Origin of the sequence: Micrococcus sp. HG099 (genome assembly GCF_024723355.1) — a bacterium.
In the GTDB taxonomy this organism is placed as follows: Bacteria; Actinomycetota; Actinomycetes; order Actinomycetales; family Micrococcaceae; genus Micrococcus; species Micrococcus endophyticus.
In genome coordinates this window covers 1-10,540 of sequence record NZ_JANQCJ010000082.1, presented here as the reverse complement: position 1 = coordinate 10,540, position 10,540 = coordinate 1, and the positions used below count along the sequence as shown (strand labels likewise).

Here is a 10,540-nt window from a genome sequence, read left to right as displayed (position 1 = left end):
GGTCAGGCGCGCTGGGAGGTGCTGCTCGCCGACGCGCGGGCGGCCGAGGAGAACGACGCCTCGGCCCAGCTCCTCGTCACCGTCGACGCCCCGGCCGGTCCGGTGACCACGCTCGTCACGGGGGACATGGAGGAGGAGGCCTCCGGCGTCTGGGCCGCCGGGCGGCGCTCCGACGCGGCCGGGCCGGCGTCCGTGGACGTGCTCAAGGTGGCCCACCACGGCGCCCGCAATGGCGGCACGGCGGTGCCGCGCGCGGTCCGGGCGCGCCTGCACGTCGTCTCGGTCGGCGCGGAGAACACGTACGGGCACCCGCACCCGGCGACCCTGGACGCCCTGCACCGGCTGGGGCCGGTCGCGCGCACGGACCTGCACGGCACGATCGCCCTCGTGGCCGAGGGGCCGGACGGCGCGGCCGGGGCCGGGGAGATCGGCGTGTACACCGTCCGCCCGCCCTCGGCCGTCCGCACCGCGCCCTAGGATGGGGGCATGTCCGCCGCCCGCAGCCCCCGTTCCGGCCGAGCCGGCCGCGTCGACCCCCTGGCCTGGCGGAAGGCCGAGCCCGCCCCGCTCATGCTGCTGAAGGGCCCCGAGGACCACGCCGCCCGCTGGGTCACGGACAAGGTCACCGCCGCGCTGCGCGAGCGCCACGGCGAGCTCGAGGTCCACAGCCTGCGCGCGGGGGAGTACCAGGCCGGCCAGCTGGCCACCGCCGCGAGCCCCTCACTGTTCGCCGAGCCCACCCTCATCAAGGTGGACGGGCTGGAGTCCATGAACGACGCGTTCCTCGAGGACGCCCTGCGCCTGGTGCAGCAGGGCCCCGGGGTCGACGACGTCACGCTCGTGCTGCGCCACGCCGGCGGCAGCCGGGGCAAGCGGCTGCTGGACGCCGTCGCGAAGGCGGGCACCGTGGTGGACTGCGTGCCGCTGAAGAAGGACGAGGAGCGCCTCGCCTTCGTGCTGGCCGAGTTCCGGGACCGCCGCCGGCGGATCGAGGAGGACGCCGCCCGCTCCCTGCTGCGCGCCACCGGCGCCTCCCTCACCGAGCTGGCCGCGGCGTGCGCCCAGCTCGTGGACGACACCGAGGGCACCGTCACCGCCGCCATGGTGGACACCTACTACGGCGGCCGGGTCGAGGCCACGAGCTTCGCCGTCGCCGATGCCGCCCTGGAGGGACACGCCGCCCGAGCCGTCTCCCTCGTGCGGCACGCGATGGCCACCGGGGTGCACCCCGTGATGGTCACCGCGGCCCTCGCCCTCAAGGCGCGGCAGGTGGCCCGGATGATCGACGCCCACCGCCCGGCGGGAGAGCTGGCGGCGCTGCTGGGCGTCGCCCCTTTCCAGGTGCGCTACATCCAGCAGGCCGCCCGCCACTGGACGCCCGCCGGCATCGCGCAGGCCATGGAGTGGATCGCCCAGGCCGACGCCGAGGCCAAGGGCGCCTCCCGCAACCCCGAGTTCGCCGTCGAGCGCGCGGTCATCCGCGTCGCCACCGCCGTCAGCCGCTGAACGCTACGCGGCCCCCGCTCCGAGCGATCGGAGCGGGGGCCGCGGTCACAGCCGTGCGGCGTGGATCAGCCGAGGAGGGCCTTCACGCGGGCGGCGATGCCGGACTTGCGGTTCGCGGCCTGGTTCTTGTGGATGACGCCCTTGGAGGCGGCCTTGTCCAGCTTGCGGGAGGCGGTGCGCAGGGCGGCGGCGGCGGCCTCGGCCTCGCCGGCGGCGACGGCCTTGTCCACGGCGCGGATGGCGGTCTTCAGCTCGGACTTCACCGCGACGTTGCGCTGGCGCGCCTTCTCGTTGGTGAGGATGCGCTTCTTCTGGGACTTGATGTTAGCCAAATCGGGTCCTTCGTCGTCGGCGGCGCGGACGAGACGTCCGTGCGCCGCATGAACAGGGGGGTCGTGGAGGGTGCCCGGATCCGTGGACTGAGCGGCGTGGGGAACACCGATGATGACCCGTTCCGGGGGTGCCCGTCGACCGGCGGACACAATGCGCACGATCCTACCACCGCGTCGCCGGGCACGCGGTCACCGGGCGGGCGCCGTGTCGGCCGGGAGGGCCGGACCCGTCGCCGCGGGGACGGCGGGGGCAACGGGAGCGCAGCGGGCCAGCGCCCGGATCAGCGGCGCCAGCCCTGGGCGCGGGCCAGCGCGTCGCCGACCCGCTCGAAGGCAGCCGGGTCCAGCACGCCGCCCTCGCGGCGCACCGCGGCGGGGTCCACGCGCAGCACGCGGTCCAGCTTGGCCTCGGAAGGGCGGCCGGCGCGGTCCCACGGGCCGGAGCCCACGTCCACGTAGTCCTCGTCGCGCACGCGGGCGTTGTTGCGGTCGCGGCTGGTCAGCATCAGGCCCAGCAGCAGGTCCCCGTCGCGGCCCACGAGCAGCACGGGCCGGTCCTTGCCGCGGCCGTCCATCTCCTCGTACGGCACCCAGGTCCACACGACCTCGCCGGGACCGGCCGCCGGGCCGGGCACGGGCGCGTACTCCACGCGGCCCATGCCGGTGAAGTCCGCCAGCAGGGCGCGGCCCTGCGGGTCCGTGGCGCCCGACGCCGGCCGCGTCCGGTCCTGCCCGCCCCGGGGCCGACCGTCGTGGCCCCGGTCGGGGAAGGGCCAGGAGTCGGTCGGCTCCTTCGGGTCCCACGCGCGGCCGGCGGGGCCGGCAGGACCGGGGAACGGGGCGGCGCCGGAACCCCGCCCGCCGGCGTCGCCGGTCCAGGAGCGGCGGGCGTCGTCGTCGCGGAGGGAGCCGATCAGGCGGATCGCCCGGCGGCCGAGGGCGAGGGCGCGGTTCAGGTCGAAGGCCATGCAGGGGAATCTAGTGGACGCGCGGGGCCCACGGCGCGGGGCCGGGCCCCGTCGGGGCCATGAGAGACTAGGCGGTCAGAGTCCTGATCCCTTCACCCGTAGAGGAAGTGCCCGTGTCGCCCCTGGCGTCGAACCCCCCGGTGCCCGCTGCCACCGAGCCCTCGGTGATCCGCAACTTCTGCATCATCGCCCACATCGACCACGGCAAGTCCACGCTGGCCGACCGCATGCTGCAGGCCACCGGCGTGGTGCAGCCGCGGGACATGAAGGCCCAGTACCTGGACCGCATGGACATCGAGCGCGAGCGCGGCATCACCATCAAGTCGCAGGCCGTGCGCATGCCGTGGGAGCTGGACGGCGTGGACTACGCGCTGAACATGATCGACACGCCCGGCCACGTGGACTTCACCTACGAGGTCTCCCGCTCGCTCGCCGCGTGCGAGGGCGCCATCCTCCTCGTGGACGCCGCACAGGGCATCGAGGCGCAGACGCTGGCGAACCTCTACCTCGCAATGGAGCACGAGCTGGAGATCATCCCCGTGCTCAACAAGATCGACCTGCCCGCCGCGGATCCGGACCGCTACGCGGCCGAGCTGGCGACCCTGATCGGCTGCGAGCCCGAGGACGTGCTGCGCGTGTCCGGCAAGACGGGCGTCGGCGTCGAGGACCTGCTGGACCGTGTGGTCCGGTCCATCCCCGCCCCCGAGGGCGAGGCGGACGCCCCGGCGCGCGCCATGATCTTCGACTCGGTGTACGACACCTACCGCGGCGTGGTCACCTACGTCCGCGTGGTGGACGGCCGGCTCTCCCCGCGCGAGAAGATCCGCATGATGTCCACGGGCGCCACCCACGAGCTCCTCGAGATCGGCGTGTCCTCCCCGGAGCCGACGCCCACGAAGGGCCTGGCCGTGGGCGAGGTGGGCTACCTCATCACCGGCGTGAAGGACGTGCGCCAGTCGAAGGTGGGCGACACGGTCACCAACCACGCCAAGCCGGCGGCGGAGGAGCTCGGCGGCTACGAGGACCCCAAGCCGATGGTGTTCTCCGGCCTGTACCCGATCGACGGCTCGGACTACCCCGTGCTGCGTGACGCCCTGGACAAGCTCAAGCTCAACGACGCCGCGCTGGTCTACGAGCCCGAGACCTCCGTGGCGCTCGGCTTCGGCTTCCGCGTGGGCTTCCTGGGCCTGCTGCACCTGGAGATCGTGCGCGAACGCCTCGAGCGCGAGTTCAACCTGGACCTGATCTCCACCGCCCCCAACGTGGTCTACGAGGTCACCCGGGAGGACCGCGAGGTGGTCACCGTGACCAACCCCTCCGAGTTCCCCGAGGGCAAGATCCACGAGGTGCGCGAGCCCATGGCCTCGGCCACGATCATCGTGCCCGCCGAGTTCATCGGTGCCGTCATGGAGCTGTGCCAGGCCAAGCGCGGCAACCTGCGCGGCATGGACTACCTCTCCGAGGAGCGCGTGGAGATCCGCTACTGGATCCCGCTCGCGGAGATCGTGTTCGACTTCTTCGACCAGCTCAAGTCCCGCACCAAGGGCTACGCCTCGCTGGACTGGAAGGCCGACGGCGACCAGGTGGCGGACCTCGTCAAGGTGGACATCCTCCTGCAGGGCGAGCAGGTGGACGCCTTCTCCTCGATCACCCACAAGGACAACGCCTACTCCTACGGTGTGATGATGACGGGCAAGCTCAAGGAGCTCATCCCGCGCCAGCAGTTCGAGGTGCCGATCCAGGCCGCCATCGGCTCGCGCGTCATCGCCCGCGAGAACATCCGCGCGATCCGCAAGGACGTGCTCTCCAAGTGCTACGGCGGTGACATCTCCCGCAAGCGCAAGCTGCTCGAGAAGCAGAAGGAGGGCAAGAAGCGCATGAAGATGGTCGGCCGCGTGGAGGTGCCCCAGGAGGCGTTCATCGCCGCCCTGTCCTCCGACGGCGCCGGCGCCGACTCGGCCGCGAAGAAGTAAGTGCCCGCCCTGCCCCTGGGCGCGCCCGTGCCCGACGACGGCCGGCTGCCGGCCGCCGTCGGCGAGCGGGTGCGCGCGGCCGAGGACGGCGCGGCGCGCACCTTCAGCCTGTACGTCCACGTGCCCTTCTGCACCGTGCGGTGCGGCTACTGCGACTTCAACACGTACACGGCCGTGGACCTCGGCCCCGGCGCCGGCCGCGGCGACTACTGGGAGTCCGCCGTGGCGGAGCTGGGCTTCGCGCAGCGCGCCCTCGAGGCGTCGGCCGTGCCGGCCCGCCCGCTGCACACGGTGTTCTTCGGCGGCGGCACGCCCACGCTGCTGCCCGCGGCGGACCTCGTGCGGATCCTGCGCGAGGCCGTGGAGCGGTTCGGGATCGTCCCCGGGGCCGAGGTGACCACCGAGGCCAACCCGGACACCGTCACCCCGGAGTACGCCCGGGAGCTCGCCGCGGGCGGCTTCACGCGCCTGTCCCTGGGCATGCAGTCGGCGGCGCCCCACGTGCTGGCCACGCTGGAGCGCACCCACCGCCCCGAGTCCGTGCCGGCCGCCGTCGCCGCGGCCCGCGACGCCGGGCTCGAGGTGTCCCTGGACCTGATCTACGGCACCGCGGGAGAGTCCCTGCAGGACTGGCGGGACACCCTGCACGCCGCCGTCGAGCTGGCCCCCGACCACGTGAGCGCGTACTCGCTGATCGTGGAGGAGGGCACGAAGCTCGGCGCCCAGGTGGCCCGCGGCGAGGTCGCGGACGTGGACCCGGACGACCAGGCGGACAAGTACCTGCTCGCCGAGGAGATCCTGGGCGCGGCGGGGTTCCGCTGGTACGAGGTCTCCAACTGGGCGCACGATCCGGAGGGCGCCGGCGTCCACCGGGCCCGGCACAACGTGGCCTACTGGGAGGACCAGGACTGGTGGGGGATCGGCCCCGGCGCGCACTCGCACGTGGCCGGCGTCCGCTTCTGGAACGCGAAGCACCCCGCCGCCTACGCCCAGCGCCTGGCCACCGGGGTCACGCCCGCTGTGGGGCGGGAGCAGCCCGACGCCGCGGCGCGCCGGCTCGAGCGGATCATGCTGGCCGCGCGGACCTCGGAGGGGCTGCCGGCCGCGGAGGCGGTCTCGGACGAGCCCGGCGACGCCGAGCGCGTCCGCCGGGTCACGGCCGAGCTGATCGCCGCGGGGCTGCTGGACGGCCGCGCGGCGCTGGCCGGGCGGCTGGTGCCCACGCTGCAGGGCCGGCTGCGCAACGACGCGATCGTGCGCGCGCTGGCCGGGTTCTGAGCCGCGGGACCCCGCTCGGCCCGACCTCGCCCGGCGCGCCCGAGCGCCGCCGCGTTCGCGCGGCGCGGACCGGACGTCAGCGCAGGATGCGCAGGTTGAACGGGTAGCGGAAGGGCCGGCCCTTGGACACGTGCGAGGCGCCCATGACGCCGTACACGGACATGACGGCCCAGGAGAGTGCGCCGAGGATCGCGAAGATCGCGCCGATCACGGGCAGCAGCGCGAGGAAGAAGAACAGCGTGGTGATCAGGGTCGGCGGCCCGGAGAAGTTCAGGGCCTCCTTGGACTCCTGGGAGGTGAACGGCCCGCGGTCCCGGTAGAGCAGCCACACCACGAGCGGGCCGAGGACGCCGAACGCGAGGCTCAGGTGGGCCAGGGCCGCGCGGTCCCGGTCCTGCTTGGCCGTGAGCGGGGTGGCCCGGCCGCCGGCGGAGGCCAGCCAGGCGGGCGGCTCGTGGCCGGGGCGGCCGGCGTCGGGCTGCGCGCTGGGGTTCACGAGGGGCTCCTGATCGGTCGCGTGGCCCGGTCCGCGTGGGCCGGGCTCGGGGGCATGGGTCAGCATAGCGCGGCGCCCGGACCGGCCGCGGGAGTCGGGGGCCGCTCAGCGCTCCGGCTCGGCGGTGAGGAAGTCGATGAGCTCCTCCACCCGTCCCAGCAGCGAGGGCTCGAGGTCCGCGTAGCTGCCCACGTGGGACAGCAGCCGCTTCCAGCCCAGGCCCGTGGCCTCCTTCGTGCCGTGGGGCCAGCCCAGGCCCTGGAGCACGCCGGTCTTCCAGTCCTGGCCCTTGGGGACCACGGGCCAGGCCGGGATGCCCAGGACGGCCGGCTTGATGACCTGCCACACGTCCACGTAGGGGTGGCCGAGGATGAGCACGTTGCCGGCGGAACCGGGCACGCGCATGGCCTCGGCGGCGATCCGCTCCTCCTTGGAGCCGGGGACGAGGTGGTCCACGAGGATCCCCAGCCGGCGTCGGGGACCGGGGTCGAAGGCGGCGATCGCCCCGGCGAGGTCGTCCACGCCGTGCAGGGGCTCGACGACGATCCCCTCCAGGCGCAGGTCTTCGCCCCAGACCTTCTCCACCAGCTCGGCGTCGTGCACGCCCTCGACCCAGATGCGCGAGGCGCGCGCGGTGCGGGCCCGGACGCCCTCGACCCGGCGCGAGCCGGAGGCGGTGCGGGCGGGCGGGCGCGGGGCGGAGGCGACGTGGAGGACCAGGGTGACGGGCTCGCCGTCGATCCAGAAGCCGCCGCCGAGGGGGAAGCCGCGGCGCACGCCCCGGCGGTCCTCCAGCACCACCGTGTGCACGCCGCCGGCGCGCTCCACGCGGATCACGGCGCCGGTGAACCCGGAGGCCACGTCCTCCACCACGGTGCCCGGCGCGGCGGGCACGTCCCGCGCGGGGCGCCCGGGACGCCGCGTCATCTCCTCATGGCCCGCGGGGCCCCAGCTGCTCCAGTCCATGGGAGGGCACGGTAGCAACGGGCCGGCGCGATCACCGTGAGCGAAGCCGCCCCCGGGACGCGGGCGCCCGGCGCGGACCGGGCGATAGGATCAGCACTTGAGGTGCCGGAGTGCCAGTCATGAGCCGCCGGCGCCCGGCCGGGACCGCGAAGACAGAGGAGGACCGAGATGACGGAGCAGCCCCGCCGCCTCCAGGTGCTCCAGGCGATCGTGGAGGAGTACGTGGCCCGCCGCGAGCCCGTGGGCTCCAAGGCCCTGGTGGAGCGGCACGCCCTCGGCGTGTCCTCGGCCACCGTGCGCAACGACATGGCCGCCCTCGAGGAGGAGGGACTCATCGTGGCCCCGCACACCTCGGCCGGACGGGTCCCCACGGACAAGGGGTACCGCGTGTTCGTGGACCGGCTCTCCGAGGTCAAGCCGCTCTCCCCGGCCGAGCGCCGGGCCGTGCGCACCCTGCTGGACCCCTCCACCGACACCGAGCACATGATGGAGACCACGGTGCGCCTGCTGGCGCAGCTGACCCAGCAGGTCGCGGTGGCGCAGTTCCCCCACGAGGACGGCTCCACGGTGCGCCACCTCGAGCTCGTCCCGCTGACCCCGGCCCGCGTGCTCGTGGTGCTCATCCTTTCCACCGGGCGCGTGGACCAGCGCCACGTGGTGCTGGAGACGCCCCTGCCCGAGGCGGACCTCGCCGTGGTGCGCGGGCTGCTGCTGGACGCCGTGCTCGGCCTGGGCCCCGCCCAGGCCGCCGCCGTGGTGGACGCCGCGGTGGTCCGCATGCGCCCCGAGCACCGCGACGCCGCGGCCCTGGTGGCCGGGGCCGTGCACGCGCTGCTCGAGGCCGGCCGCCAGGACCGGATCGTGATGGCCGGCACCGCGAACCTGGCCCGCTCCACCGGGGACTTCGGCGCGTCCATCGGGCCCATCCTCGAGGCGCTCGAGGAGCAGGTGGTGCTGCTGCGCCTGCTCACGGAGATGGAGCACGACGCGCACGGGGTGTCCGTGCGCATCGGCTCCGAGAACGCCGGCTCCCTCGCGGACACTTCGGTGGTGGCCGCCGCCTACGGACCCGGCGCCGTGGCCAAGGTCGGCGTCGTCGGCCCCACCCGGATGGACTACCCGGGCACCATGGCCGCCGTCCGCGCCATCGCCCGGTACCTCTCCCGCATCCTGACCACCTGAGGGGCGCCCGCCGCGTCCCGCCCGCCGGGCCCGAACCCGCACCCCCTGCACGTCCCGCTCGTCCTGAGAGGAAGACCCCACCGTGACCGACCACTACGCGACCCTCGGCGTTAGCCGCGACGCCAGCACCGAGGAGATCCGACGGGCCTACCGCAAGCTGGCCCGCACCCACCACCCGGACGTGAACCCGGACCCGGAGGCCGCCGAGCAGTTCAAGCGCATCTCCCACGCCTACGAGGTCCTCTCGGACGAGGGCCGCCGTCGCGCCTACGACACCACCGGCAACGAGAACGGCCAGTCCGGCTTCCCCGGCGGGTTCGGCGGGGGCGGGGGCTTCGGCGGCTTCGCCGACATCTTCGAGACGTTCATGAACGCCGCCGGCCAGGGCGGCCGCGGCGGTCCGGCCAGCCGCGCGCGCCGGGGCCAGGACGCGCTCGTGACCGCCCCGATCGACCTCGAGGACGCCGTGTTCGGCGGCGAGCAGACCATCACTCTGGACACGGCCGTGCGCTGCGAGCGCTGCGAGGGCTCGTGCTGCGAGCCCGGCACCGAGCCCGAGACCTGCCAGACCTGCCAGGGCCACGGCATGATCCAGCGCCCCATGCGCTCCCTGCTGGGCACCGTGATGGCCACGGAGGCCTGCCCCGCCTGCCAGGGGTTCGGCACCGTCATCCCCGACCCCTGCCACGAGTGCGCCGGCCAGGGCCGCGTGCGCACCCGCATCCCGCTCACCCTGCGCATCCCCGCCGGCGTGGACGACGGCACCCGCATCCACCTCGCCGGCCGCGGCGAGGCCGGCCCCGGCGGCGGCCCGAACGGCGACCTCTACGTGGAGATCGCCGTGCGCCCGCACGAGACGTTCCGCCGCGAGGGTGACCACCTCGCCACCACCGTCACCGTGCCCATGGCCGCGGCCGCCCTCGGCACCACGGTCACCCTGGCGACCCTCGACGGCGAGCAGACCGTCCGCCTCGAGCCGGGCGTGCAGTCCGGCCACGTGGAGACCCTCGCCGGCCTCGGCGTGGGACGGCTGCGCGGCCAGGGCCGCGGCGACCTCAAGGTGGACGTCGTCGTCACCACGCCGACCGACCTCGACGACGAGCAGCGCGAGCTGCTCGAGCGCCTGGCCGAGCTGCGCGGCGAGGAGGTCGTGCACGGCACGCCCCCGGCCCGCGGCATGTTCGCCCGGCTGCGGGAGAACCTGAGGAACCTGTGACCGCGCCCCTGTTCCACCTCGAGCCGGGCGCGCTGACCGGCGCGGCGCCGGGCGCCGAGGTCTCCTTCGGCGGCCCCGAGGCCCGGCACGCGGCCGCCTCGATGCGGCTCGCGCCGGGGGAGTCGGTCCTGCTCGCGGACGGCTCCGGGGTCCGCGGCCACGGCACCGTGCTCGCCGCCGCCCCCGACGCGGTGACGGTGCGCCTGGACGCGGTCGACGAGGAGCCCGCCGCCGTCCCGGCCCTCGTGCTCGTCCAGGCCCTGGCCAAGGGCGACCGGGACCTCATGGCCGTCCAGGCCGCCGTCGAGCTCGGCGTGGACGCCGTGGTGCCGTGGGAGGCCGAGCGCTCCATCGTGCGCTGGAAGGGCCCCAAGGCCGAGAAGGCTCGGCAGAAGTGGGCCGACACGGCGCGCGCGGCCGCCAAGCAGGCCCGCCGCGCCCGTGTCCCCGAGGTCCGCGGCCACGTCTCCGGGACCGGCGTGGCCGGTCTGGCCGCCGCGCCCGACGACGGCGCCCGGCTCGTCCTCGTCTTGCACGAGGACGCGGAGCGGGGGCTGTCCGAGGTGCCCGTCGAGCGGCTGCGCGAGGCGGGGGAGATCGCCGTCGTCGTGGGCCCAGGGCGG

The 10,540-nt window shown here is 74.9% G+C and carries 11 protein-coding genes; 7 read left to right on the top strand and 4 right to left on the bottom strand.

Going from position 1 to position 10,540, the window contains the following annotated elements; all coding sequences use genetic code 11:
- Together NWP10_RS08090 and holA are read left to right on the top strand one after the other, a co-directional pair.
- On the top strand, positions 1 to 477 hold a 477-nt coding region (locus tag NWP10_RS08090; RefSeq protein ID WP_375162474.1), incomplete at its 5' end, for a ComEC/Rec2 family competence protein.
- Between the two features lie 9 nt (positions 478 to 486).
- The gene (holA, locus tag NWP10_RS08085) at positions 487 to 1,506 is read left to right on the top strand and encodes a DNA polymerase III subunit delta (protein WP_258300509.1); all 1,020 of its coding nucleotides are present in this window, start codon (positions 487 to 489) and stop codon (positions 1,504 to 1,506) included.
- Between the two features lie 65 nt (positions 1,507 to 1,571).
- Here the strand turns inward: holA and rpsT are convergent, their stop codons facing one another.
- Both rpsT and NWP10_RS08075 read right to left on the bottom strand, forming a co-directional pair.
- Entirely contained in the window at positions 1,572 to 1,838 is a 267-nt protein-coding gene (gene rpsT / locus NWP10_RS08080) for a 30S ribosomal protein S20 (protein ID WP_002854699.1), read from the bottom strand.
- Positions 1,839 to 2,119: 281 nt separating this feature from the next.
- Positions 2,120 to 2,806 carry a type II toxin-antitoxin system PemK/MazF family toxin gene (locus tag NWP10_RS08075; protein ID WP_258300507.1) on the bottom strand — a complete coding sequence of 229 codons (687 nt, stop codon included), beginning with the start codon at positions 2,804 to 2,806 and terminating at the stop codon, positions 2,120 to 2,122.
- A gap of 113 nt (positions 2,807 to 2,919) precedes the next feature.
- On the opposite strand from NWP10_RS08075, the gene lepA reads away from it, so the two are divergent.
- Together lepA and hemW are read left to right on the top strand one after the other, a co-directional pair.
- Positions 2,920 to 4,779 carry a translation elongation factor 4 gene (gene lepA / locus NWP10_RS08070; RefSeq protein WP_017489171.1) on the top strand — a complete coding sequence of 620 codons (1,860 nt, stop codon included), beginning with the start codon at positions 2,920 to 2,922 and terminating at the stop codon, positions 4,777 to 4,779.
- Positions 4,780 to 6,057 carry a radical SAM family heme chaperone HemW gene (hemW, locus tag NWP10_RS08065; protein ID WP_258300506.1) on the top strand — a complete coding sequence of 426 codons (1,278 nt, stop codon included), beginning with the start codon at positions 4,780 to 4,782 and terminating at the stop codon, positions 6,055 to 6,057.
- A 76-nt stretch (positions 6,058 to 6,133) separates the two neighbouring features.
- Here the strand turns inward: hemW and NWP10_RS08060 are convergent, their stop codons facing one another.
- Complete coding sequence (locus NWP10_RS08060; protein ID WP_258300505.1) at positions 6,134 to 6,553, bottom strand: DUF4870 domain-containing protein; 420 nt, start codon at positions 6,551 to 6,553, stop codon at positions 6,134 to 6,136.
- Between the two features lie 105 nt (positions 6,554 to 6,658).
- On the bottom strand, positions 6,659 to 7,519 hold the full coding sequence (locus NWP10_RS08055; RefSeq protein WP_258300504.1) for a DUF3097 domain-containing protein: 861 nt from the start codon (positions 7,517 to 7,519) through the stop codon (positions 6,659 to 6,661).
- 168 nt (positions 7,520 to 7,687) lie between these two features.
- On the opposite strand from NWP10_RS08055, the gene hrcA reads away from it, so the two are divergent.
- From hrcA to NWP10_RS08040, 3 genes are all read left to right on the top strand, one after another.
- Positions 7,688 to 8,701: a heat-inducible transcriptional repressor HrcA gene (gene hrcA, locus NWP10_RS08050; RefSeq protein ID WP_258300503.1), complete on the top strand. Its 1,014-nt coding sequence runs from the start codon at positions 7,688 to 7,690 to the stop codon at positions 8,699 to 8,701.
- Positions 8,702 to 8,783: 82 nt separating this feature from the next.
- On the top strand, positions 8,784 to 9,917 hold the full coding sequence (gene dnaJ, locus NWP10_RS08045) for a molecular chaperone DnaJ (protein ID WP_258300502.1): 1,134 nt from the start codon (positions 8,784 to 8,786) through the stop codon (positions 9,915 to 9,917).
- The coding region (locus tag NWP10_RS08040) for a 16S rRNA (uracil(1498)-N(3))-methyltransferase (protein ID WP_258300500.1) at positions 9,914 to 10,540 on the top strand (627 nt) is incomplete at its 3' end. The genes dnaJ and NWP10_RS08040, both read left to right, overlap by 4 nt.

Bases quoted from the DNA above. Each gene is read 5' to 3' on its own strand.
- NWP10_RS08075 (WP_258300507.1), bottom strand. From the start codon at position 2,806: ATGGCCTTCGACCTGAACCGCGCCCTCGCCCTCGGCCGCCGGGCGATC.
- NWP10_RS08055 (WP_258300504.1), bottom strand. From the start codon at position 7,519: ATGGACTGGAGCAGCTGGGGCCCCGCGGGCCATGAGGAGATGACGCGG.
- holA (WP_258300509.1), top strand. From the start codon at position 487: ATGTCCGCCGCCCGCAGCCCCCGTTCCGGCCGAGCCGGCCGCGTCGAC.
- hrcA (WP_258300503.1), top strand. From the start codon at position 7,688: ATGACGGAGCAGCCCCGCCGCCTCCAGGTGCTCCAGGCGATCGTGGAG.